Source organism: Streptomyces sp. GSL17-111, from assembly GCF_037911585.1.
GTDB lineage: Bacteria > Actinomycetota > Actinomycetes > Streptomycetales > Streptomycetaceae > Streptomyces.
On record NZ_JBAJNS010000001.1, the window covers coordinates 4143000 to 4167245 of the forward strand.

The 24246-nt window shown below is 73.7% G+C and carries 22 protein-coding genes; 16 read left to right on the forward strand and 6 right to left on the reverse strand.

Annotation, left to right across the window (positions count from 1 at the left end; translation table 11 throughout):
* Window positions 1–72 precede the first annotated feature (72 nt).
* Window positions 73–1398 (reverse strand): UDP-N-acetylglucosamine 1-carboxyvinyltransferase, encoded by a 1326-nt coding sequence (murA, locus tag V6D49_RS18480; RefSeq protein ID WP_340561194.1) that lies wholly within the window; start codon window positions 1396–1398, stop codon window positions 73–75.
* A 272-nt stretch (window positions 1399–1670) separates the two neighbouring features.
* Between murA and V6D49_RS18485 the strand changes: the two genes are divergently transcribed.
* From V6D49_RS18485 to V6D49_RS18520, 8 genes are all read left to right on the forward strand, one after another.
* Complete coding sequence (locus V6D49_RS18485; RefSeq protein WP_340561196.1) at window positions 1671–2234, forward strand: YqgE/AlgH family protein; 564 nt, start codon at window positions 1671–1673, stop codon at window positions 2232–2234.
* Window positions 2235–2276: 42 nt separating this feature from the next.
* The gene (locus tag V6D49_RS18490) at window positions 2277–2591 is read left to right on the forward strand and encodes a DUF3039 domain-containing protein (protein WP_340561198.1); all 315 of its coding nucleotides are present in this window, start codon (window positions 2277–2279) and stop codon (window positions 2589–2591) included.
* Between the two features lie 385 nt (window positions 2592–2976).
* Entirely contained in the window at window positions 2977–3906 is a 930-nt protein-coding gene (locus tag V6D49_RS18495) for an FAD binding domain-containing protein (RefSeq protein ID WP_340561200.1), read from the forward strand.
* Window positions 3903–5189 (forward strand): 2Fe-2S iron-sulfur cluster-binding protein, encoded by a 1287-nt coding sequence (locus V6D49_RS18500; protein WP_340561202.1) that lies wholly within the window; start codon window positions 3903–3905, stop codon window positions 5187–5189. The genes V6D49_RS18495 and V6D49_RS18500 overlap by 4 nt, the downstream gene beginning before the upstream one ends.
* Window positions 5186–7507: a xanthine dehydrogenase family protein molybdopterin-binding subunit gene (locus V6D49_RS18505; protein WP_445330547.1), complete on the forward strand. Its 2322-nt coding sequence runs from the start codon at window positions 5186–5188 to the stop codon at window positions 7505–7507. The genes V6D49_RS18500 and V6D49_RS18505 overlap by 4 nt, the downstream gene beginning before the upstream one ends.
* 105 nt (window positions 7508–7612) lie before the next feature.
* Entirely contained in the window at window positions 7613–9394 is a 1782-nt protein-coding gene (locus V6D49_RS18510; protein ID WP_340561204.1) for a DEAD/DEAH box helicase, read from the forward strand.
* Between the two features lie 328 nt (window positions 9395–9722).
* Entirely contained in the window at window positions 9723–10367 is a 645-nt protein-coding gene (locus tag V6D49_RS18515; protein ID WP_340561206.1) for an IclR family transcriptional regulator, read from the forward strand.
* 102 nt (window positions 10368–10469) lie between these two features.
* Window positions 10470–11255 carry a S16 family serine protease gene (locus V6D49_RS18520; protein WP_340564119.1) on the forward strand — a complete coding sequence of 262 codons (786 nt, stop codon included), beginning with the start codon at window positions 10470–10472 and terminating at the stop codon, window positions 11253–11255.
* 52 nt (window positions 11256–11307) lie between these two features.
* On the opposite strand, the gene V6D49_RS18525 is transcribed toward V6D49_RS18520, so the two are convergent.
* Window positions 11308–11793 (reverse strand): Lrp/AsnC family transcriptional regulator, encoded by a 486-nt coding sequence (locus V6D49_RS18525; protein ID WP_340561208.1) that lies wholly within the window; start codon window positions 11791–11793, stop codon window positions 11308–11310.
* 121 nt (window positions 11794–11914) lie between these two features.
* Between V6D49_RS18525 and hppD the strand changes: the two genes are divergently transcribed.
* Together hppD and V6D49_RS18535 are read left to right on the forward strand one after the other, a co-directional pair.
* Complete coding sequence (hppD, locus tag V6D49_RS18530) at window positions 11915–13057, forward strand: 4-hydroxyphenylpyruvate dioxygenase (RefSeq protein ID WP_340561210.1); 1143 nt, start codon at window positions 11915–11917, stop codon at window positions 13055–13057.
* Between the two features lie 99 nt (window positions 13058–13156).
* Window positions 13157–14566, forward strand: coding sequence for an FAD-binding oxidoreductase (locus V6D49_RS18535; RefSeq protein WP_340561212.1), 1410 nt, complete (start codon window positions 13157–13159; stop codon window positions 14564–14566).
* Between the two features lie 31 nt (window positions 14567–14597).
* Here the strand turns inward: V6D49_RS18535 and V6D49_RS18540 are convergent, their stop codons facing one another.
* Window positions 14598–15038: an SsgA family sporulation/cell division regulator gene (locus tag V6D49_RS18540; RefSeq protein WP_340561214.1), complete on the reverse strand. Its 441-nt coding sequence runs from the start codon at window positions 15036–15038 to the stop codon at window positions 14598–14600.
* A 255-nt stretch (window positions 15039–15293) separates the two neighbouring features.
* Between V6D49_RS18540 and V6D49_RS18545 the strand changes: the two genes are divergently transcribed.
* The 4 genes from V6D49_RS18545 (at window position 15294) to V6D49_RS18560 (ending at window position 18572) form a co-directional block, all read left to right on the forward strand.
* Complete coding sequence (locus V6D49_RS18545; RefSeq protein ID WP_340561215.1) at window positions 15294–16817, forward strand: RDD family protein; 1524 nt, start codon at window positions 15294–15296, stop codon at window positions 16815–16817.
* Window positions 16818–16915: 98 nt separating this feature from the next.
* Window positions 16916–17638 carry an RDD family protein gene (locus V6D49_RS18550; RefSeq protein ID WP_340561217.1) on the forward strand — a complete coding sequence of 241 codons (723 nt, stop codon included), beginning with the start codon at window positions 16916–16918 and terminating at the stop codon, window positions 17636–17638.
* Window positions 17639–17730: 92 nt separating this feature from the next.
* Window positions 17731–18339 carry a DUF2975 domain-containing protein gene (locus tag V6D49_RS18555; RefSeq protein ID WP_340561219.1) on the forward strand — a complete coding sequence of 203 codons (609 nt, stop codon included), beginning with the start codon at window positions 17731–17733 and terminating at the stop codon, window positions 18337–18339.
* Entirely contained in the window at window positions 18339–18572 is a 234-nt protein-coding gene (locus V6D49_RS18560; RefSeq protein ID WP_340561221.1) for a helix-turn-helix domain-containing protein, read from the forward strand. The genes V6D49_RS18555 and V6D49_RS18560 overlap by 1 nt, the downstream gene beginning before the upstream one ends.
* 28 nt (window positions 18573–18600) lie before the next feature.
* On the opposite strand, the gene V6D49_RS18565 is transcribed toward V6D49_RS18560, so the two are convergent.
* On the reverse strand, window positions 18601–18876 hold the full coding sequence (locus tag V6D49_RS18565; protein ID WP_340561222.1) for a hypothetical protein: 276 nt from the start codon (window positions 18874–18876) through the stop codon (window positions 18601–18603).
* A gap of 414 nt (window positions 18877–19290) precedes the next feature.
* On the opposite strand from V6D49_RS18565, the gene V6D49_RS18570 reads away from it, so the two are divergent.
* Window positions 19291–21594 (forward strand): immune inhibitor A domain-containing protein, encoded by a 2304-nt coding sequence (locus tag V6D49_RS18570; protein ID WP_340561223.1) that lies wholly within the window; start codon window positions 19291–19293, stop codon window positions 21592–21594.
* A gap of 144 nt (window positions 21595–21738) precedes the next feature.
* Window positions 21739–22068, forward strand: coding sequence for a hypothetical protein (locus V6D49_RS18575; RefSeq protein WP_340561224.1), 330 nt, complete (start codon window positions 21739–21741; stop codon window positions 22066–22068).
* Between the two features lie 60 nt (window positions 22069–22128).
* On the opposite strand, the gene V6D49_RS18580 is transcribed toward V6D49_RS18575, so the two are convergent.
* A complete protein-coding gene (locus tag V6D49_RS18580; RefSeq protein WP_340561226.1) occupies window positions 22129–22713 on the reverse strand; it encodes an isochorismatase family protein in 585 nt (194 codons plus the stop codon).
* A gap of 139 nt (window positions 22714–22852) precedes the next feature.
* On the reverse strand, window positions 22853–24190 hold the full coding sequence (locus V6D49_RS18585) for a nicotinate phosphoribosyltransferase (protein WP_340561228.1): 1338 nt from the start codon (window positions 24188–24190) through the stop codon (window positions 22853–22855).
* Window positions 24191–24246 lie beyond the last annotated feature (56 nt).

A 24246-nucleotide genomic window follows, 5' to 3' on the forward strand; every position in this document is an offset into this window, starting at 1 on the left:
CACGGCAACCAGGGGCGGCCGCCCCGGCCTGCGAGGCCGGGGCGGCCGCCCCTCGCCGTGTGCGCGGCCGCGCTACGCCGTCTCGACCTTCGCGCCGAGGCCGGGCAGCTTCTCCATGAAGTTCTCGTAGCCCCGGTTGATGAGCTCGATACCGTGCACCCGGGACGTCCCCTGGGCCGCCAGGGCCGCGATGAGGTAGGAGAACCCGCCCCGCAGGTCCGGGATCACCAGCTCCGCGGCCTGGAGTTTCGTCGGGCCCGACACCACGGCCGAGTGCAGGAAGTTGCGCTGCCCGAAGCGGCACGGCGTGCCGCCCAGGCACTCCCGGTAGAGCTGGATGTGCGCGCCCATCTGGTTCAGGGCCTCGGTGAAGCCGAGCCGCGACTCGTACACCGTCTCGTGCACGATCGACAGCCCCGACGCCTGGGTGAGGGCCACGACGAGCGGCTGCTGCCAGTCCGTCTGGAACCCCGGGTGGACGTCCGTCTCCAGCGCGATCGCCTTCAGCGGGCCGCCGGGGTGCCAGAACCGGATGCCGTCGTCCTCCACGGCGAAGGCCCCGCCCACCCTCCGGTAGGTGTTGAGGAACGTCAGCATCTCGCGCTGGCTCGCGCCGTGCACGTACACGCTGCCCTCGGTCGCCAGCGCGGCGCAGGCCCAGGACGCGGCCTCCAGCCGGTCGGGCAGGGCCCGGTGCTGGTAGCCGCCGAGCCGGTCCACACCGGTGATGCGGATCGTGCGGTCGGTGTCGAGCGAGATGATCGCGCCCATCTTCTGCAGGACGCAGATGAGGTCCTCGATCTCCGGCTCGACGGCGGCGTTCGACAGCTCCGTCACGCCCTCGGCGAGGACGGCCGTGAGCAGGACCTGCTCGGTGGTGCCCACCGAGGGGTACGGCAGTTTGATCTTCGTGCCGCGCAGCCGCTGCGGGGCCTCCAGGTACTGGCCCTCGGGGCGCTTCTCGATCGTGGCGCCGAACTGGCGCAGCACGTCGAAGTGGAAGTCGATCGGCCGACCGCCGATGTCGCAGCCGCCCAGGCCCGGGATGAACGCGTGGCCCAGCCGGTGCAGCAGCGGACCGCAGAACAGGATGGGGATGCGCGAGGAACCGGCGTGGGCGTCGATGTCGGCGACGTCGGCGCTCTCCACGTTCGACGGGTCGAGCACCAGCTCACCGGCCTCCGAGCCGGTGCGCACCGTCACCCCGTGCAGTTCCAGCAGTCCCCGGACGACCCGCACGTCACGAATGTCGGGGACGTTGCGCAGACGGCTCGGTTCGCCGCCGAGGAGGGCCGCGACCATCGCCTTGGGCACGAGGTTCTTCGCGCCGCGGACCCGGATCTCACCCTCCAGCGGGGTGCCGCCGTGGACGAGCAGGACGTCTTCGTTGCCGGTCATGTAACTCGCGATCTCTACAAACTGGGCGGGGGACGAACAAGTGGGCGGGAGACAGGGGGAATGGTAGCCGCCGGTCGGCCGGGCCACGGAGGTCCCGCGCGGCCCCGCGCGCCCGGGCCGGGCCGGGCGCCGCGTGCCCCGCCCCGGGCGGGCCGGGCGCCGACGCGCGGCCCGCCCGCGCGCCCGTGCGCCGTCACCTGGAGAAACACCACCGGTCGCGTACCCGCCGGAGCGCGTGGACCGCGGTGCGCCGCGTACGGAATCATGGGCCCATGTCCTCCGAGGTGTCCTCGCTCACCGGACGGCTGCTGGTCGCCACTCCGGCACTGACCGATCCGAACTTCGAGCGTGCCGTCGTGCTCCTCCTCGACCACGACCGGGGCGGCTCCCTGGGTGTCGTGCTCAACCGCCCCACACCCGTCGGCGTGGGCGACATCCTTCAGGCGTGGGCGGAGCTCGCGGGCGCCCCCGGGGTCGTCTTCCAGGGCGGTCCGGTCTCGCTGGACGCCGCGCTGGGCGTCGCGCTCATCCCCGGCGGCGAGGGACCACTCGGCTGGCGGCGCGTGCACGGGGCGATCGGTCTGGTGGACCTGGACGCGCCGCCGGAGGTCCTCGCCGCCGAGCTGGGCTTCCTGCGCATCTTCGCCGGGTACGCGGGCTGGGGCCCGGGTCAGCTGGAGGACGAGGTGGAGGAGGGCGCCTGGTACGTCGTGGACTCCGAGCCCGGCGACGTCTCCTCGCCCGACCCGGAGCGCCTGTGGCGCGCGGTGCTCCGGCGGCAGCGCGGCGAGTTGGCCTTCGTCGCCACATATCCGGACGACCCGTCGCTCAACTGAGAGCCGTTCCGCACCCCGGACGGGTCGGTACCCTTGGGAGCCATGAGCACTCCTCTTGAGCCCGGGCCCGAGCGCGGCACGGGTACCGGAACGCTGGTCGAGCCGACGCCCCAGGTGTCCCACGGTGATGGCGACCACGAGCGCTACGCCCACTATGTCCAGAAGGACAAGATCATGGCGAGCGCGATGGACGGCACGCCCGTCGTCGCGCTGTGCGGCAAGGTGTGGGTGCCCGGACGCGATCCGAAGAAGTACCCGGTCTGCCCGCTGTGCAAGGAGATCTACGAGTCCATGACCAGCGGCGGCGACAAGAACGGCAAGGGCGGCAAGGACGGCAAGGACGCCGGCCGGAAGTGACCTGCGGCCCGGACCGGCCGCCGCGCGGCCGGTCCGGGCTCCGCCTCGCCCCCCGGGGCGCACGCTGCGGGCGGCGGCGTTCGCACGCGTGAGCGACGCCGGGTCCCCGATCGTGTGAGAGTCGCGCAGCGCCCGGCGCCGGGGCGCGCCGTCCGTGCGAGCGTGGGGACGTGCAGCCCCGATCCGTGCGCGTCCTCGCAGGAACGATTCACCGGCCTCGGGTCGTCGAGCCCCGGCCCTCCCGTCCGCGCCGAGCGGAAGACACCATTCCGTCATGGACCTGCACTCCTCCGGCGTCAAGACATGTGCCAGAGTTGCCACGTCCGCCCCGTGAGCACGTACGGTACGGCTGGGCATCCGGGAGACCGGGGAAGGGGCAGCTGGGTTGAGCACGCACGCACCGCATGCGCCACACGATCCCGGGGTGACGCGGTCCGTCACCCTGCCGACGACGCTGGACGAGGCCGTGGCGGCACTCACCGCCATGCCCGCGGCCGTGCCCGTCGCCGGCGGCACCGACCTGATGGTGGACGTCAACGCCGGGCGGCTGCGCCCCGCGGCCCTCGTCGGCCTCGGCCGGATCAGCGAGATCCGCAGCTGGGAGTACCAGGACGGGCACGGCCTCCTCGGCGCCGGACTCACCCACGCCCGCATGGGCCGCCCCGACTTCGCCGCCCTCTTCCCCGCCCTCGCCGCCGCCGCCCGTGCCGCCGGTCCGCCGCAGACCCGCAACGCCGGAACCCTCGGCGGCAACATCGTCAGCGCGGCCCCCACCGGCGACACCCTCCCCGTCCTGGCCGCCCTGGAGGCCGTCCTCGTGGTCGCCGGCCCCGGCGGTGCCCGGCGCGAGACGCCGGTCAGCCACCTCCTGAGCGGCCGCGAGCTGCTCAACCCCGGCGAGGTCGTCGGCCACATCCGGGTGCCGCTGCTGCACGCCCCGCAGACGTTCCTCAAGGCCACCGGCCGCACCGGCCCGAGCCGCGCCCTCGCCTCCGCCGCCGTCGTCCTCGACCCCGCCCGGCGGGGCGTGCGCTGCGCCGTCGGTGCCGTCGCCCCCATGCCGCTGCGCCCACTGGAGGCCGAGCAGTGGGTGGCCTCGCTCATCGACTGGTCCATGGTCCGGGTCCGGGGCGAAGTCGCCCTCGCCCCCGAGGCCCTGCGGGCCTTCGGCGACTACGTGGCGATGGCCTGCATCCCCGACCCCGCCCCCGGCCCGGACGACGGGGAGACGCCCGCCCTGCCGCCGGCCGTCCTCCAACTGCGCCGCACCGTGGCCGCGCTGGCCCGCCGAGCACTCGGGAGGGCGCTCGCATGACCAACGACCCGCACGCGCCGTCCGCCCACCCCGACGCGTCCGCGCCTCCGCAGGGCGGCTGGGGGGGCGAGTACGACGCCGACGCCACCGCGTTCATCCAGCTCCCGCCGCAGGTGACGGAGGACGGCCCGCCCGGCCCCGGCCACGACGGCCGCACGCCGCTGGCCGCCCCCGGCACCGGGCAGGGCTGGGAGCCGCCGGTCATCCCGCCGCCCACCCCCGCGGCCACCACGGACCCGACGGACACCGGTACCTGGACCCTGCCGTTCGCCCCGGCCGTCGCCGACCCGTCCGCCGAGGGCGGGCCCGGCGACGGCCCGGCCGCCGCCTCGGCCGCGCTCGGTCAGGGCGCCGCCGCCGCGCTGGCCGGTTCCCACGAGGGCCGAATGCACGCCGACACCGGCGCCGCCGAGCCCCCCGAGCAGCCGTGGGCCGCCCCGGCACCGGGCGGAGCCGAGCCGTACGGCACCGAGACGTGGGACACCACGGCGTTCCCCGCCGGACCCCACGCCACGGAACCGTTCCCCGCCGCCGAGCCGCCCGCCTTCGTCCCCCACCCGTCACCGGCCCCGGACGCGGCCGCGCCGGCCGCCCCCGACGCGGCGTCCGAGCCGGGTCGGCCCTCCGGGGCCACGGCGGCGCCCCCGCCGGAGCCCGCCGAGGAGCCGCCCGCCGCCGCACCCCCGGCCGAGGACGACGAGCACCCGCTCGTCTCGTACACGCTGCACGTCAACGGCACGGAGCGGCACGTCGCCGACGTGTGGCTCGGTGAGTCCCTGCTCTACGTCCTGCGGGAACGCCTCGGCCTGGCCGGGGCCAAGGACGGCTGCTCCCAGGGCGAGTGCGGCGCCTGCTCCGTGCAGGTCGACGGACGGCTCGTCGCCTCCTGCCTGGTGCCCGCCGCGACCGCCGCCGGATGCGAGATCCGCACCGTCGAGGGGCTGAGCCGCGACGGCGTCCCCTCCGACGTGCAGCGCGCCCTCGCCGAGCGGTCCGGCGTGCAGTGCGGGTTCTGCGTGCCCGGCATGGCCATGACGGCGCACGACCTGCTGGAGGGCAACCACGCCCCCACCGACCTGCAGATCCGCACCGCCCTGTGCGGCAACCTGTGCCGCTGCACCGGCTACCGGGGCGTCGTCGACGCCGTCCGCGAGGTCGCCGCCGAGCGTGCGGCCCGCTCCCGTCCGCAGCCCGAGGACCGGGGCGGGTCCGTCGAGGACACCGGCGGTGCCCCCCGCATCCCGCAGCAGGCCGGGCCCAGTGACGAGGGAGACCCGCAGTGACGTCCAGCGACGCGGTGACGGCGACCCCGGCCGGGGGCACTCCGCTGCCGTCCGCCCGCCCGCACGCCGAACCGGCACCGCACGGCATCGGCGCGTCCGTCCTGCCCACCGACGCGCTCGCCAAGGCGCAGGGCACCTACGCCTACGCGGCCGACCTGTGGGCCGAGGGCCTGCTGTGGGCGGCCGTCCTGCGGGCCCCGCACCCGCACGCCCGGATCGTCTCCATCGACACCGGGCAGGCCGAGGCCATGCCCGGTGTGCGGGCCGTCGTCACCCACGCCGACGTGCCCGGCGACGCCAACCACGGACGCGGCGTCGCCGACCGTCCCGCCTTCGCCCGCGACCTGGTGCGGCACTACGGCGAGGCCGTCGCCGCCGTCGCCGCCGACCATCCGGACACCGCGCGGCTGGCCGTCGCGGCCATCGCCGTCGAGTACGAGGTCCTGGAGCCCGTCACCGATCCGGAGAAGGCCTTCGAGGCCGAACCGCTGCACCCCGACGGCAACGTGGTGCGCCACCTGCCGCTGCGCTACGGCGACGCCGATGCCACCGGCGACGTCGTCGTGGAGGGGCTCTACCGCGTCGGCCGCCAGGACCCGGCGCCCATCGGTGCCGAGGCCGGGCTCGCCGTGCCGCGCGTGGACGGCGGCGTGGAGCTCTACACCGCCTCCACCGACCCGCACACCGACCGCGACCGCGTCGCCGCCTGCTGCGGGCTCCCGCCCGAGCAGGTCAAAGTCGTCGTCACCGGCGTGCCCGGGGCGATGGCCGACCGCGAGGACCTGAGCGTCCAGATCCCGCTGGGGCTGCTGGCCATCCGCACCGGCTGCCCCGTCAAGCTCGCCGCCGGGCGCGAGGAGTCCTTCCTCGGTCACCCCCACCGGCACCCCACGCTGCTGCGCTACCGGCACCACGCGGACGGCGCGGGCAAGCTCGTCAAGGTCGAGGCGCAGATCCTCATGGACGCCGGCGCCTACGCCGACGGCTCCCACGAGGCGCTGGCCGCCGCCGTCTCCTTCGCCGCCGGCCCCTACGTCGTCCCGCACGCGACGATCGACGGCTGGGCCGTGCGCACCAACAACCCGCCCTCCGGGCACGTGCGCGGGGAGGGCGCCCTCCAGGTCTGCGCGGCCTACGAGGGCCAGATGGACAAGCTCGCCAAGGCGCTCGGCATGGACCCGGCGGAGCTGCGCGCCCGCAACGTCATGGCCACCGGCGACCTCCTGCCGACCGGGCAGGCCGTCACCTGCCCCGCGCCCGTCGCCGAGCTGCTGCGCGGCGTCCGCGAGGCGCCGCTGCCCGCGCTCCCCGAGGACTGCCCCGAGGACCAGTGGCTCCTGCCCGGCGGCCCCGAGGGCGCGGGGGAGCCCGGCGCCGTCCGGCGCGGTGTCGGGCACGCCGTCGGCATGGTCCACCTGCTCGGCGCCGAGGGCACGGACGAGGTCGCCACGGCGACGGTGAAGGTGGACGGCCCCGTCGCGACCGTGCTGTGCGCCGCCGTCGAGACCGGGCAGGGCTTCACGACGCTGGCCCGGCAGGTCGTCCAGGAGGTGCTGGGCGTCGAGGAGGTCCACGTCGCCCCCGTCGACACCGACCAGCCCCCGGCCGGGCCCGGCGCCCGGGGCCGGCACACCTGGGTGTCGGCCGGTGCGGTGGAACGGGCGGCCAAGATGGTCCGCACCCAGCTGCTCCAGCCGCTGGCCGCGAACTTCGGCATGTCCACGGAGCTGCTGTCCATCGCGGACGGCAAGATCACCTCCTACGACGGCGTCCTGTCCACGACGGTCGCCGAGGCGCTGGAGGGCAAGGAGCTGTGGGCCACGGCCCAGTGCCGCCCGCACCCGACGGAGCCGCTGGACGACACCGGGCAGGGCGACGCCTTCGTCGGCCTGGCCTTCGCCGCCGTCCGGGCCGTCGTCGACGTGGACGTCGAGCTGGGCTCCGTCCGCGTCGTGGAGCTGGCGATCGCCCAGGACGTCGGCCGGGTGCTCAACCCGGCGCAGTGCCGCGCCCGCATCGAGGCGGGCCTCACCCAGGGCGTCGGCGCGGCCCTCACCGAGCACCTGCGGGTCGCCCGTGGCGTCGTCCGCCACCCCGACTTCACCGGGTACGCCCTGCCCACGGCACTCGACGCGCCGGACCTGCGGATCGTCGAACTCGTCGAGGAGCGCGACGTGGTGGCGCCCTTCGGGGCGAAGTCCGTCAGCGCGGTGCCCCTGGTCGTGGCGCCCGCCGCCATCGCCTCCGCCGTCCGCGCCGCCACCGGGCGTCCCGTCAACCGCCTCCCCATCCGCCCCTCCGCCGTGGTGACGGAGTAGGGGGCCCGGTGGACACCCGTGGCCGACCGCCGGGTGGCGGTCGGGTGGGGTGCGGGTCCAGGTAGGCTGGCGCGGTCCTGGCGTCGACCCCACCGCACGGAGACCGTGACTACCACCTCACACCACCTCTCCCCGGCCTTCCCCGGTCGGGCCCCGTGGGGCACCGCGGGCAAGCTGCGCGCCTGGCAGCAGGGTGCGATGGACCGCTATCTCACCGCGCAGCCCCGGGACTTCCTGGCCGTCGCCACACCGGGCGCCGGTAAGACGACGTTCGCGCTGACGCTGGCGTCCTGGCTGCTGCACCACCACGTCGTGCAGCAGGTGACCGTCGTCGCGCCGACCGAGCACCTGAAGAAGCAGTGGGCGGAGGCCGCCGCCCGGGTAGGCATCAAGCTGGACCCGGAGTACAGCGCGGGTCCGGTCGGCAGGGAGTACCACGGCGTCGCGGTGACGTACGCGGGCGTCGGCGTGCGGCCCATGCTGCACCGCAACCGCTGCGAGCAGCGCAAGACCCTGGTGATCCTGGACGAGATCCACCACGCGGGCGACAGCAAGTCCTGGGGCGAGGCCGTCTTCGAGGCCTTCGAGCCGGCGACGAAGCGGCTGGCGCTGACCGGTACGCCGTTCCGCTCCGACACGAACCCGATCCCGTTCGTGGAGTACGCGGAGGACAACGCGGGCATCCGCCGCTCCGTGGCCGACTACACCTACGGCTACGGCAACGCGCTGGCCGACGGCGTCGTGCGGCCCGTCATCTTCCTCTCCTACAGCGGCAACATGCGCTGGCGCACCAAGGCCGGGGACGAGGTCGCCGCGCGGCTGGGCGAGCCGATGACGAAGGACGCCGTCTCCCAGGCGTGGCGCACGGCGCTGGACCCACGCGGGGAGTGGATGCCGAGCGTGCTCGGCGCCGCCGACCGGCGGCTGAGCGAAGTGCGCAAGGCCATCCCGGACGCCGGCGGGCTGGTGATCGCCAGCGACCAGGACTCCGCCCGCGCCTACGCCAAGCTCATCCGGGAGATCACCGGCACCTCCGCGACGCTCGTGCTCTCCGACGACTCCGGGGCGTCGCAGCGCATCGAGGACTTCAGCCACTCCGACGACCGCTGGATGGTCGCCGTCCGCATGGTGTCCGAGGGCGTGGACGTCCCCCGGCTGGCGGTCGGGGTGTACGCGACGACGATCTCCACGCCGCTGTTCTTCGCACAGGCCGTGGGGCGTTTCGTGCGGTCCCGGCGGCGCGGTGAGACCGCGTCCGTGTTCCTCCCGACGATCCCCATGCTGCTCGGTTTCGCGCACGAGATGGAGGTCGAGCGCGACCACGTCCTGGACAAGCCGAAGAAGGGCGGGGACGAGGACCCGTACGCGGAGGAGGCCGACCTGCTGAAGGAGGCCGAGCGGGAGCAGGACGAAGAGACCGGCGAGCAGGACCTGCTGCCCTTCGAGGCGCTGGAGTCGGACGCCGTCTTCGACCGGGTCATGTACGACGGCGCCGAGTTCGGCATGCAGGCCCACCCCGGCAGCGAGGAGGAGCAGGACTACCTGGGCATCCCCGGCCTGCTGGAGCCGGACCAGGTGCAGATGCTCCTGCAGAAGCGGCAGGCGCGGCAGATCGCGCACAGCCGCAGGCGTCCCGACGAGGAGGCGGACCTGCTGGAGGTGCCCGCCGAGCGCCGTCCCGTCGTCACGCACAAGGAGCTGCTGGAGCTGCGCAAGCAGCTCAACTCCCTCGTCGGCGCCTACTCCCACCAGAGCGGCAAGCCGCACGGCGTGATCCACACGGAGCTGCGGCGGCTGTGCGGCGGGCCGCCGACCGCCGAGGCGACGGCGGGGCAGCTGACCCAGCGCATCACCAAGGTGCGGGAGTGGGCCACGCGGATGCGGTGACCGTCTCGGCGGTGACCGCCCACGACGGCATCCGGACACGGATGAACAGCCGACGACACCTTTCGGACATGGAGCGTAAAAAGGGGGCCACTCTCGACCCCCTGGTGCCCGGATTCTGGACGAAGTCTTCCGGTGAGCGGATCGGGTCGCTAAGTTTCGGACACGCACACGCCCCGTGGCAGCGCCGCCTCGGAGCGCAGCCGGTGCGGCCCTTGCCAGCGCGACCGGTGGCCTCCCCTCTTCGCTGCCCACGGGACCTGGGCAGTGACGCACAACGCATCCGTGCGCAGGGTGGACGCCGCCGGCACTGACCCGAAAAGGGGGCGTCGTGACCGCGGAGACCTCTCAGACGCTCGACCGGGGACTCAGAGTCCTGAAACTTCTCGCCGACACCGATCACGGGCTGACCGTGACCGAGCTGTCCCACAAGCTCGGCGTCAACCGGACCGTGATCTACCGGCTGCTCGCCACGCTGGAGCAGCACTCCCTCATCCGCCGGGACCTCGGTGGCCGGGCCCGGGTCGGGCTCGGCGTCCTGGGCCTCGGCCGTCAAGTGCACCCCCTGGTGCGGGAGGCGGCCCTGCCGTCGCTGCGCTCCCTGGCCGAGGAGGTCGGCGCCACCGCCCACCTCACGCTGGTCGACGGCAGCGACGCGCTCGCCGTCGCCGTCGTCGAACCGAGCTGGACCGACTACCACGTCGCCTACCGGCCGGGCTTCCGGCATCCGCTCGACCGGGGCGCCGCCGGGCGTGCCATCCTCGCCGGCCGTCACCCCGACGCGGACCCGGCGGCCTCCTACGTGCTGACGCACGGGGAGTTGGAGGCCGGTGCGAGCGGGGCCGCCGCGCCGCTGCTCGGGGTGGCGGGGATCGAGGGCAGCGTCGGCGTGGTGATGCTGTCCGACTCGGTGCCGGAGAAGGTCGGCGACCGCGTCGTGGCCGCCGCCCAGGAGGTCGCGGACGCCCTGCGCTGAGCACGGCGCCCCGCGCCTGTGGGGCCGCACCCGGGGGCCGCACCCGGGGGCCGCCCGGGCGGTTCGGCCGCCGCCCGACGCACCGCATAGATTGCACGGGTGATGTCTGCTCTCGCCGCCCGCCGTCGTCCGGTGCTGGCCGCCTGCGGCCTCGTGCTGGCCGCTCTCGTCGTCGCCGCCGCCCTCGTCCCCCTGCCGTACACCCTCGTCCAGCCGGGCGTCACCGCCGACGTCCTCGGGGAGTACCGGGGCGAGCGGGTGATCACCGTGCGCGGTGGCGACGCGGACGAGGACCCGGAGGGCGAGCTGCTGATGACCACCATCGCGGCCACCGGCCCGGACGCCACCGTGCGGATCGGCGACGTGCTCTCCGGGTGGTTCGCGCACGACCGGGCGGTCATGCCGCGCGAGGTGGTCTACCCCGTCGGCGACTCGCCCGAGGAGATCCGCGACTACAACGACGAGCGGATGGCCGACTCCCAGCAGGCCGCCGTGCGGGCGGCACTGGACGAACTCGGGCTCGACGGCGAGGACGTGCGGGTCACCGTGCGGCTCGACGAGATCGGCGGGCCGAGCGCGGGACTGCTCTTCGCCCTCGGCATCGTGGACACGCTCGACGGCGACGGCAGCCTGACCGGCGGCCGTACCGTCGCGGGCACCGGGACGATCGCCGCCTCCGGACGTGTCGGCCCGGTCGGCGGCGTTCCGCTCAAGACGCAGGCCGCCCGGCGTGACGGGGCGACCGTCTTCCTCGTACCGCGCGCCGAGTGCGCGGCCGCGGCCGCCGAGGCCCCGCCGGGGCTGCGGCTGATCCCGGTCGGCACGCTCGACGACGCCCTGGACGCGCTGGCCGACCTCCGGGCGGACCGCCCGACACCCACCTGCTGAGCCGCTCCGCCGCCGACCTGCGGGCCGTTCCGCGCCCCGAGTCCCACGCCCGTCAGGTACCGCTGCGGTCCGCGAGGCCGGACGCCTTGCGCACGAGGGGCACGATCCGCAGCGGCACGGGGTTCTCCATGACGATCGCCGTCGAGGCGCGCACGATGCCCGCGAACCCGACCACGCGGTCGATGACCCGCTGGAGGTCGGCGTTGGAGCGGGCCACCAGGCGGCAGAGCATGTCCCCGTGGCCGGTGATGGTGTGCAGCTCCAGCACCTCCGGCACGGTGGCCAGATGGGCGCGCACGTCCGCCCCCTGGCCCTGCTTGATCTCCAGGGTGGCGAACGCCGTCACGGGGTAGCCGAGGGCGGCCGGGTCCACGTCGGGGCCGAACCCCCGGATGACGCCGGAGCTCTGCAGCCGGTCCAGGCGGGCCTGCACCGTGCCGCGGGCCACGCCGAGCCTGCGGGACGCCTCCAGCACCCCGATGCGGGGCTCCGCCGCGAGGAGTTCCAGCAGCCTGCCGTCCAGCTCGTCCACGCTCATGCGCGCACCTCCGTGGTCATTGTGTACAGATCGCCCGGTGCTTCCGCCATGCCGCTGCACACATTGTTCAGCATCAGGTCGAACTATTGCGCATCCTGTGGAACGGCGAGACCCTGCGCACATGACTGAGACCCTTCAGAACGCCCAGACCTCCCGGCAGGACGACCCCTTCCCGGTCAAGGGAATGGACGCGGTCGTGTTCGCCGTCGGCAACGCCAAGCAGGCGGCCCACTACTACTCCACGGCCTTCGGCATGCGCCTGGTCGCCTACTCCGGTCCGGAGAACGGCAGCCGCGAGACGGCCAGTTACGTGCTGGAGTCCGGTGCGGCGCGGTTCGTGCTGACCTCGGTCATCAAGCCGGTCACCGAGCACGGCCGGTTCCTCGCCGAGCACGTGGCCGAACACGGCGACGGTGTGGTGGACCTGGCCATCGAGGTGCCGGACGCCCGCGCGGCGTACGCGTACGCCGTCGAGCACGGCGCCACCGGGCTCACCGAGCCGTACGAGGTGAAGGACGAGCACGGCACCGTCGTCCTCGCCGCCATCGCCACCTACGGCCAGACCCGCCACACCCTGGTGGACCGTTCCGGCTACGACGGCCCCTACCTGCCCGGCTTCACCGCCGCGCAGCCGATCGTCGAGCCCCCCGCGAAGCGCACCTTCCAGGCCGTCGACCACTGCGTCGGCAACGTCGAGCTCGGCAAGATGAACGAGTGGGTGACCTTCTACAACAAGGTCATGGGCTTCACCAACATGAAGGAGTTCGTCGGCGACGACATCGCGACCGAGTACTCGGCGCTCATGTCCAAGGTCGTCGCGGACGGCACCAAGAAGGTGAAGTTCCCCATCAACGAGCCGGCGATCGCGAAGAAGAAGTCGCAGATCGACGAGTACCTGGAGTTCTACGGCGGCCCCGGCGTCCAGCACATCGCCCTCGCCACCAACGACATCGTCTCCACCGTGCGCACGATGCGCGCGGCGGGCGTGGAGTTCCTCAACGTGCCGGACACGTACTACGACACGCTCGGCGAGTGGGTCGGCGACACCCGCGTGCCCATCGACGAGCTGCGCGAGCTGAAGATCCTGGCCGACCGCGACGAGGACGGCTACCTGCTCCAGATCTTCACCAAGCCCGTCCAGGACCGCCCGACCGTCTTCTTCGAGATGATCGAGCGGCACGGGTCCATGGGCTTCGGCAAGGGCAACTTCAAGGCCCTGTTCGAGGCGATCGAGCGCGAGCAGGACCGCCGCGGCAACCTCTGAGCCGCCGCACGGCCCGGCCGTGCGCCCGACGGACGCCACCAGCTCCCGTCCGGCGCACGGCCGTTGCCGGGGCACCGCGCGGCTGGCAGGCTGAGACCCATGGGCGCAGGCGCAGGCGTGGTGATCGAGCAACTCCGGCAGGGACTGCCCGCCGAGGCCGTCCTCACCGACCCCGACGTGATGGCCGGCTACGCCCGGGACCAGGCCGGGTTCTGCCCCGCCGGCACCCCCGGCGTCGTCGTGCTGCCCCGCACCGTGGAGCAGGTGCAGCACGTGCTGCGGACGGCGACGGCCACCCGCACCCCCGTCGTGCCGCAGGGGGCCCGCACGGGCCTCTCGGGCGGCGCGAACGCCTCCGACGGCTGCATCGTGCTGTCGCTGGTGAAGATGGACCGCATCCTGGAGATCAGCCCCGTCGACCGGCTCGCGGTCGTCGAGCCCGGCGTCGTCAACGCGGACCTCTCGCGGGCCGTGGCCGCCCACGGCCTCAGCTACCCGCCGGACCCCTCCAGCTGGGAGGAGTGCACGATCGGCGGCAACATCGGCACGGCCTCCGGAGGGCTGTGCTGCGTCAAGTACGGGGTCACCGCCGAGTACGTCCTCGGACTGGACGTCGTCCTCGCCGACGGGCGGCTGCTGTCCACCGGGCGCCGCACCGCCAAGGGCGTCGCCGGCTACGACCTGACCCGGCTGTTCGTCGGCTCCGAGGGCAGCCTCGGCGTCGTCGTGCGCGCGGTGCTGGCCCTGCGGCCCGAGCCGCCGCGCTCCCTCGCCCTGGCCGCCGAGTTCCCCACGGTGGAGGCCGCCTGCGACGCCGTCTGCCGCATCATGGGCGGCGATGACGGCGGCGGCGACGGCGGTGTCCCGGCGCACACGCCCGCGCTGCTGGAGCTGATGGACCGCACCACGCTGCGGGCCGTCAACGACCTCACCCGCATGGGGCTGCCCGAGACCACCGAGGCGCTGCTCCTCGCCGGGTTCGACACCCCGGACGCCGCCGCCGACCTCGCCGCCGTCGCCGGACTGTGCAAGGCCGCAGGCGCCACCGAGGTCGTCCCCGCCGAGGACGCCGCCGAGTCCGAACTGCTGCTGGCCGCCCGCCGCTCCGCGCTCGTCGCGCTGGACCGGGTGAAGGGCACCACCATGATCGACGACGTCTGCGTGCCCCGCAGCCGACTGGCGGACCTGCTGAAGGGCGTGGCCGCCGTCGCCGACCGCAACGGCCTCACCATCGGCGTCCTGGCCCACGCGGGCGACGGCAACAGCCACCCCACCGTCTGCTTCGACGCCTCCGACCCCGGCGAAGCCGCCCGCGCCCGCGCCTCGTTCGACGAGATCATGGCCCTCGGGCTGGAACTGGGCGGCACGATCACCGGCGAGCACGGCGTCGGGCTGCTGAAGAAGGAGTGGCTGGCCCGCGAGCTGGGCCCCGTCGGCCTGGAGCTCCAGCGCGGCGTCAAGCAGGTCTTCGACCCCCTCGGCCTCCTCAACCCGGGCAAGCTCTTCTGACGGCGCACCGGAGTTCCGGGCCGACGGGGGCTCAGCCGCCCGACTCCTCGCCCAGCAGGGCGCACAGGGCCTCGTCCAGCCCCAGCTCCGCCGACTCGCGTCCCGGTGGCACCAGCCGCAGCGTCCGCTCCACCCAGGCCGCCACCGGACCGGCGGGCGCCTGGAGCAGCGCCTCCCCCTCCGGCGAGCTGAGCGCCACGCACACCTCGTTGCGCCGCTGCGGCCGTCCGCCGTGCCCGCCGGAGAGCGGCCACACCCGCACGTCCCCGTGGCCGCTCGGCCGGAAGACGCCCTCCACCAGCAGCTCCCGGGCGAACGTCCAGTGCACGGGGCTGTCGGAGCCGATGTGGAAGGAGACGTGCACGGCGTAGGGGTCGTCGGTGCGGTACAGGAGCTTCGCCGGAACCGCGACACTGCGCTCCGGAGACAGCACCAGGACCATCTCCAGCTCTCGTTCGACGGTGGTGTGCATGCGCGTAGACCCTTCCTCGGATGCTGCGGTGACGCAGGACTGCACCCGGTTAGAGCGCGTACCCGGCGGATCATTACGCGACTTCGGGAGTGAATCGGCGCACGTCTGTCCGAAGAGGTTCGGCGGGTGACGGCCGGAGGTGTTTTTGCGCCCGAAGTGATGGGGTCGGCCGACGCCCCGGCAACCCCCTGGCCGACTCTGGTAGATGTGGACGCTGCAACCCACCTTCGGCCAAGCAGATACGGGACCGGACAGATGAGCGCGCCACCCTCGGCATCCGCCAACGGCAGCACCCCCGCAGGCTATTACCCCGACCCGTCCATCCCGGGGTACGTCCGCTACTGGGACGGCGTCGCGTGGGTACCGGGCACCAGCCGCCCCGCTCCGCGCGCCGGGGAGCCGTCCCCGCCGCCGCCCGCCGGGGCCCGCGAGGCCGCGCCGCTCCCCGGCGGGGTGCCGACCGCGCCGCCCCCCGCGCCCCCCGCACCCGCGGGGCCCGCACCCGCGGGGCCCGCCGCGCGGCAGGATGTCGTTCCGCGGGACGCCGCGCCCGGTGCGGAGTCGCAGGACGCCGTTCCGGGTCCGCGTGAGGAGACCGGGCCCGTCTTCCTGGACGAGGCGCCCGAACCGGCAGCCGAACCGGCGCCCGGGCCGGTCTCGGCCTGGCGGGCGGACGCCTCCCGGCAGTCCGGCTTCGGCGCCGAGCCCGAGCGGGTCTCCTGGGGGGCCACGCCCTCCGACACCGCCGCGTCCGCAGAGCCCGCAGAGCCCGCCGCGTCCGCCGAGCGCCCCGGGCCGACCGGGCGTCCGGAGGCACCGGCCGACGACCGCCCGGCCGGTGGTCCGCCCGCCGGCTCCTCCGCCGGCCCGCCCGTCCCGGACCCCCGGGGCGGCTGGCTGCGGCCGGAACCGGCCGCCCCGGTGCGGGAGGCCCCGCCGTCCACGGCGCCGCAGGAGGCGCGTCCGGCGCCGACCTCGCGGTCGGACGCCACGTTCACCCTGCGGGCGGCCCGGCCGGCCGGCCCGTCGCAGACCGGTGCGGAGGCCCGGCCGCCCGCCGCTCCCGCGCCCGCCCCGGCCCCCGCGCCCGCCCCGGCCCCCGTAGCGCCGGAACCGGTGCGGCAGCCGCCCGCCGGGCGGGAGCAGCCCGGCGGCTGGGCGCAGCAGGTCCGCGAGCTCGCCCGGCCCGAGGAGGCGGAGGGCGGCGCCGGTCCGGTCACGCCCTGGCGGCCGCCGGTCAGCGACCCGTTCCTCCAGGCCGCGCAGGAGCAGGCCCGACCCGCTCCCCTCGGCCGTCGGCTGGCGGCCCGGCTCATCGACTCACTCGTGCAGGGGGCCGTCGCCGGGGCCGTGGCCGCGCCGTTCGTCCCCAAGGCACTCGACCACTGGCGCGCCCAGGTGGACGCGGCCGAACAGGCCGGCGTCACGCGGGAGATCTGGCTGATCGACGGCACCACCGGCGGCTACCTCGCCGTCGTGGTGGGTGCCTTCCTGCTCTTCGGCCTGCTGTACGAAGCCCTCCCCACGGCGCGTTGGGGTCGCACGCTCGGGAAGAAGGTGTGCGGCGTGCAGGTCCTGCGGATGGCGGAGCAGACCCCGCCCGGCTTCGGCGCGGCGGCGGTGCGCTGGCTGGTGCACGGCGCGCTGGCGCTCGTGGTGCTCGGCCTGCTGAACGTCGCCTGGTGCCTGTTCGACCGGCCGTGGCGGCAGTGCTGGCACGACAAGGCCGCCGGCACGTTCGTCGGACGTCCGACGGCCGGGGGCGTGCGGCTGGGCTGACGGGTCTGACGGGCCTTGACGGGGCTGCCGGTCCGGGGCGTTCCCCCGGACGGCCCGTGCGGGATGCGGGGCGCGGAACGGCACGATGCACTCGGGCCATGAGCACCGACCAGCCGCGCCCCGGTGGGGAGCCCCCGGAGGAGGACCCGTTCCGCAAGCCGCCGCAGGCGCCGCCGCCCCCCGGCTCCGGCGTCCCCCACGACCAGGGCCCGCCTCCCGGCGGCCCGTACGGCCAGGGGCCCTCCGGCCAGGAACCGCCCGCCCAGGGGCCGTACGGCGGCCAGGGCGGCCAGGGCCAGTACGGCGGCCAGGGCGGGCCGGGCGGGTACGGCGAGTACGGCTACGGGCCGCCGAGCCCGCTCGCCGGGATGCCGCCGCTCGCGTCGCGCGGCAAGCGGCTGCTCGCCCGCATCATCGACTGGCTGGTCGTGGCCGTCCCCGTGCTCATCGTCACCGGGCTGCTGTTCAACACCTGGGTGATCGACACGGACGGTTCGGAAACCGCCTACGACGGGTCGGACTTCGCGCAGACGATCATCTACACCCTCGTCTACTTCCTCTACGAGGGGCTGATGCTGACCACCCGGGGGCAGACGCTCGGCAAGATGGCCATGCGCATCCGGGTCGCCATGCTCGACGACGGTGCGCTGCCGGCCGGGAACCCCGGCTGGTTCCGCGCGGCGGTGTACTCACTGCCGACCGTCGTACCGTGCCTGGGGTTCCTCTTCTGGCTCGTCAACGTCCTGTGGTGCACGTGGGACCAGCCGTACCACCAGTGCCTGCACGACAAGGCGGCGAAGACGGTCGTGGTCCGGGCCTGACGCCGAGCGCACGAGTTCGCGACCCACACGGGCGTCCTTGACGCCGAACCTATCGTTAATCGATAGTATCGATAAACGATAGGGAGAGGGTTGTGGAAACGAGGAGATGGTGGACCCGGGCCGATGACCGGCTGCTCGTATGGGGTCTGGGGCTCGCGCTGCTGCTGGTCGGGTCGTTCGGGGTGCTCCTTCCGGCCCTCGGGGTGGCCGGGGTCGTCGCCCCGAGGGACACCCGGGGCGTCACGATCGACGGCGCCGCACGGCTGCCCGACACCGGCGCGGACGGAGCGGTGCGCCTCGACGGGACCCGGCAGGCGGAGATCACGATCGCCGACCCGGACCTGCAACAACGTCTGTGGCTCGCGCTGCCCGAGATCGCCGGCGGTCTCCTGCTCGCCCTGGTCCTCGTGCTCCTGCTCCGGGTGGCGCGCGGGCTGCGCGACGGCGACGTCTTCGTGCCGGAGAACGCGCGGCGGCTGGTCGTCATCGCCGTGGCCGTCATCGTGGCCGGCGCGTTCGGCCCGCTGCTCCAGGCCGGGACGACGGCTCTGCTGCTGCGGGGGACGTCGGCCGCTGAACTGGTTCCGTTCTCCTACGAGTTCTCCTTCGCCTACCTGCTGCTGTCCTTCCTCGTCGCCGCCCTGGCGGAGGTGTTCCGGCGGGGAGCGGGGCTCCGGGCCGACACCGAGGGGCTCGTCTGATGCCCACGGTCGACGAGCCGCAGATCCGGGTGCACCTGGACCGCCTGCTGGAGCAGGAGGGCATCACCCTGGCCGAACTGGCGACCAGGGTCGGCGTCACGGTCGCCAACCTGTCGGTGCTGAAGAACGACCGGGCCAGGGCGATCCGGTTCAGCACGCTGAGTGCGATCTGCCGGGAGCTGGACTGCCAGCCCGGCGACCTGCTCAGCTACCGCCCGGGCCCGGGCACCTGAGGCACCGGGCGCCCGGGGGAGGGGCGGCTCAGCGGCGCAGCGAGGGCTCCGGCAGCGGCCGCTCGACGGCGGGTCGGGCGGCCGAGGTGTGCACCGCCGCCCGGGGCAGCGCCGGACCGGTCTGTGCGGCACGGGTCCTGGCCGGGACGGTGAGGGAGACGATCAGCCCGAGGACGAGCGAACCGCTCGCGATGAGGACGGCTCCGGTGCCCGACTCCGTCCGGGTGAGCAGGAGGAGGACGACGGCTGTCAGCATGACGGTCGCGAAACCGTAGGCGATCTGGGCGGGGCTCGGGCGCGGCATGGCGGAATCCGTCCTCGGGGGGTCAGCTGCGGTGGTCGGTCAGGTCAGGCGCGGCCGTCGAACGACTCTACGATGCGAGATGCCCGCGAGGAACGGTGAGTAAGCGTGACCTGACCCACGGCGCCGGTGCACGGGGGGCGCACGGAGTCGTACCCGCGTCGGACGGAGGACGTCTTACGGTCGAGATCCGATCAAAAATCCTCACACGGCTGACAGTTGTGGTCACGACGCAGACGAGATCAGCAACGTACCGGTTTGACGTGTCTAAAACAAGATCTGTCTTTTCTTGTTTCGCTCCTGTCCAATGCCTCCCGTCAAGTCACCGTGCTTGCAGGGGAGGACATCACACCCGTGATCAGATCAAATCGATCCATAAGATCGAGGACAACGGCGCTGGCCACCGCCGTCGCCGCGATGGGCGCAGCGGTCGTCATGCTGCCCGGTACCGGAGCGCAGGCCCAGGAACCGGCGAACGACCACACGACGCACCCGCAGGCGGCCGACGGCCACGCCTCGCATGTGGACCACAACCTCGAAGGTCCGCTCACCCACCAGCAGAACGCCCAGAAGCAGGCGGCGCTCCAGCGGCTGGCGTCCGGTGAGAAGCCGGTGGAGCGCAACGGCTCCAAGGTCATGAAGCTCGACGACGAGAAGTACGTCGAGATGGAGCAGGTCAAGACCGACAAGATCTTCACGATCCTGATCGAGTTCGGCGACAAGATCGACCCGCAGTACGGCGGTACCCCCGGTCCGCTGCACAACGAGATCGCCGAGCCGGACCGCGACGAGGACAACACCACGCTGTGGCAGGAGGACTTCGACCGCGAGCACTTCACCGACATCTACTTCGGTGACGGCCCGGGCAGCGTGAAGACCTACTTCGAGACGCAGTCCTCGGGGAAGTACTCGGTCGACGGCACCGTCTCCGACTGGGTCAAGGTCGAGTACAACGAGGCCCGTTACGGCAACAACGCCTGTGGCCAGAGCAACTGCCCCACCGTGTGGGACGCCGTCCGGGACGGCGTCAACCAGTGGACCGAGGACCAGAAGGCCGCCGGCAAGTCCACCGAGGACATCAAGGCGCAGCTCGCCGAGTACGACGTCTGGGACCGTTACGACCACGACGGCGACGGCGACTTCAACGAGCCGGACGGCTACCTGGACCACTTCCAGTTCGTCCACGCCGGTGAGGACGAGTCGGCCGGTGGCGGCGCGCAGGGCGAGGACGCCATCTGGGCGCACCGCTGGTACGCCTACGGCACCGACTACGGCAAGACCGGCCCGGAGTTCAACAAGGCCGGTGGCACCGAGATCGGTGACACGGGCGTGTGGGTCGGCGACTACACCGTCCAGCCGGAGAACGGCGGCCTCGGCGTCTTCGCGCACGAGTACGCCCACGACCTGGGCCTGCCGGACCTCTACGACACCTCGGGCACCGGCGAGTCCGCCGTCGCCTACTGGTCGCTGATGTCCTCCGGTTCCTGGCTGGGCAAGGGCGAGGACGCCATCGGTGACTGGGCCGGCGAGATGACGGCCTGGGACAAGCTGATGCTGGGCTGGCTCGACTACGACACGGCCAAGGCCGCGACGACGTCCTTCCACACCCTCGCGCCGCAGGGCGACGAGCCCGACGCGACGAAGCGCAAGGGCGCCCAGGCGGTGCTCGTGGAGCTCCCGGAGAAGGAGCTCACCACGACCGTCGTCAAGCCGGCGGCCGGTGAGACGCAGTGGTGGAGCGGCAGCGGTGACGACCTCACCAACTCCCTGACCCGCAGCGTCGACCTGACCGGCAAGACCGGTGACGCGGCCCTGTCGCTCAAGGGCTGGTGGGAGATCGAGGCCGGGTACGACTACCTCTACACCCAGGTCTCCACCGACGGCGGCACCACCTGGAACGCGCTGGACGGCACCGTGAACGGCGAGCCGATCGGCCGGGACGGCAGTGACACCCCGGCGCTGGACGGCGAGTCCGGCGGCTACGTCGACCTCGTCTACAACCTCGACGACTACGTCGGCCAGGAGTTCGACCTGCGGTTCTTCTACCGCACGGACGGCGGCGTGGCCGAGATGGGCTTCGCGGCCGACGAGATCTCCCTCGTGGTCGACGGCGAGCTCGTCCTGGAGGACGGCGCCGAGGACGGCGACGCCGGCTGGACCGCGAAGGGCTTCACCCGCATCGGTGAGTCCTTCACCAAGTCCTACCCGCAGTACTACATCGCCGAGAGCCGCCAGTACACGGGCTACGACGAGACCCTGCAGACCGGCCCGTACAACTTCGGCTTCCCGGACCGTCCCAACTGGGTCGAGCACTTCAAGTACCAGCGCGGCCTGCTGGTCTGGCTGTGGGACACCTCGCAGGCGGACAACAACGTCGGTGTCCACCCCGGTGAGGGTCTGATCCTCCCCGTCGACGCCCACGCCAAGCCCCTGAAGTGGTCGGACGGTTCGCTCATGCGCAACCGCATCCAGGGCTTCGACTCGACGTTCAGCTGGTACCCGACGTGGGGCTTCACGCTCCACAAGGGCGGTGAGCCGACGAAGATCAAGAGCCACCTGCCCAAGCCGGTCTTCGACGACCGCACCGGGTCCTACTGGTCCGAGGAGAACCCCACGCACAGCGTGAAGGTGCCCGACACCAACACCCGCATCACGATCCTGAACCAGCCGTGGAGCGGGAAGCACATGAAGATCATGGTCGGCCCCTCCACGTGGTGGTGATCATGATCTGAGCGTCCGTGATCGTACGCGTACGGTCATGGCCGCAGGTCAGCACAGGAACGGCCGTCGCCCTCTAGCGGGCGGCGGCCGTTCGCGTTTCAATGCGTGGTGACCACCGGACACGACCGAACGGGGAACTTGATCATGACAGGAGGCGGGTACGCTCGTCAGCCGGACGGGAGCGTCGTCGTGGCGCTGAGCCTGGCGGGGCCGGGCGGTGCGCAGGCGGGACGCATCCGCGTCCTGGTGCGCGCCGGGAACCGCGCCCGCGCGCTGACGCGGCTACGCAACCTGGGGCTGCGCGCCGTCTACCTGCGCGGCAACGCCGAGCCGCCGACGCCCGACGAGGTGACCGCCGTCCTGCACCACCCGGACGGGCTGGTCTGGCGGGAGGCCGTGGCGGCCGAGCCCGGGTTCTGGCAGCCGGCGACCATGCTGCCGAGGCCGCGTGCCGCCGCCCCGGCGGGAGGCTGACGGCGTACGGGCCGGGCCGGTGCCCCCACGGGCGCGCCGGCCCGCCGCGCGGGAGGGCCGTCAGCCGACGGGCGCGCCGGTCAGCTCGACGCCCGCCGCGCGGAGCTCGTCCGCCGCCGTGGCGGCCGTCGCGGGGGAGACCGCGGCCGTCAGGTTCAGGAGCACCCGGGTGCGGAAGCCCTCGCGGGCCGCGTCCAGGGCCGTGGCCCGTACGCAGTGGTCCGTGGCGATGCCGACGACGTCGACCTCCGTCACGTCGCGCTCCCGCAGCCAGCGGGCCAGCGGGACGCGGTGCTCGTCCGCGCCCTCGAAACCGCTGTACGCGGCCGTGTGGTGCCCCTTGTCGAAGACGGCGTCGATGGCGCCCGAGGCGACCACCGGGGCGAAGTTGGGGTGGAACCCGACACCCTCCGTCCCGGCGACACAGTGGGCCGGCCAGGACCGCGCGTAGTCGGGTCGCTCCGAGAAGTGGTCCCCCGGGTCGATGTGGTGGTCCCGCGTGGCGACGACGTGCCGGTACCCGGCCGCCGCGTCCCCGACCAGGTCCGTGATGGCGGCGGCGACGGCGGCACCGCCGGTCACCGCGAGGCTTCCGCCCTCGCAGAAGTCGTTCTGCACGTCGACGACGATCAGTGCCCGGTGCATGATGCGGACCCTTCGAACGGTGTGCGGTGGAGTTGCGGACCGGTGACGGCCGGTACTCCCGAGCCTAGACAGCCGGGGCCGGCCTGGGGAGGGCGGGCGGCACGGTCGACGGGGTGCCGTCCCGGCGCACCGCCGCTCCTCAGGGCGTGACGTACTCCGTGGCGAGCACCGGGTCGCCCGCCGAGAGCTGGGTGGCCGACAGCGGCAGCGCGGCGCGGGCCCTGCGGTGCCGGTCCCGGGGGACGTCCAGCGGCTCGCGCGCGAGGACGCGGCCTCCGCGCACCAGCTCGACGCCGACCCGGTGCCCGGCCAGCTCCGGGGGCACCGGGCCGGTGCCGACCACCTCCGCCTCGGCGATCCCGTCGGCGTCCGGCCGTCGGGCGGCCCACTTGGCGCCGCCGACCGACAGCTTGCCGCCCATCGACTTCTTGGCCACCGGGCGCAGCGGCGCGTCCGGCCGGTCGCCGTCGGCGCGGGCGACCAGCTTGTAGACCATCGAGCACGTGGGGTGGCCGCTGCCGGTCACGAGCCGGGTGCCCACGCCGTAGGCGTCCACGGGGGCGGCGGCGAGCGAGGCGATGGCGTACTCGTCCAGGTCGGAGGTGACGATGATGCGTGTCTTGTCCGCCCCCAGCTCGTCCAGCTGCTGGCGCACGCGGTGGGCCAGCAGCAGCAGGTCCCCGGAGTCGATGCGGACGGCGCCCAGCTCCGGGCCGGCCACCTCGACGGCGGTGCGGACGGCGGTGGCGACGTCGTACGTGTCGACCAGCAGCGTCGTCCCGCGACCCATCGAGTCGACCTGGGCGACGAAGGCGTCCCGCTCGGTGTCGTGCAGCAGGGTGAACGCGTGCGCGCTGGTGCCCACCGTGGGGATGCCGTAGCGGAACCCGGCGGCGAGGTCGGAGGTGGAGGAGAAACCGCCGACGTAGGCGGCCCGGGCCGCCGCGACCGCCGAGAGCTCGTGCGTGCGGCGCGCGCCCATCTCCACCAGCGGCCGGTCACCGGCGGCGACGGCCATCCGGGACGCGGCGGCGGCCACGGCCGAGTCGTGGTTGAGGATCGACAGGATCACGGTCTCCAGCAGCACGCACTCGGCGAAGCTCCCCTCCACCCGCAGGACCGGCGAGCCGGGGAAGTACACCTCTCCCTCGGGGTAGCCGTGGATGTCCCCCCGGAACCGGTAGTCGGCGAGCCAGCGCAGGGTGGGCTCGTCCACGACGCGCTGGGCGCGCAGGTAGTCCAGCACGGCGTCCTCGAAGCGGAAGTTCTCGACGGCGTCGAGCACCCGCCCGGTGCCCGCGACGACGCCGTAGCGGCGCCCCTCGGGCAGCCTGCGGGTGAAGACCTCGAACACCGAGCGGCGGTGCGCCGTACCCCCGCGCAGGGCCGCCTGCACCATCGTCAGCTCGTAGTGGTCGGTGAACAGCGCGGTCGAGGGCACGGCGACCGGCAGACCCAGCTCTCCAGCAACGTCCATGCGGCGATGCTACCGCAGATTTCGTCAGTGTGACGATATAGGGGTCCGCAGTCCGT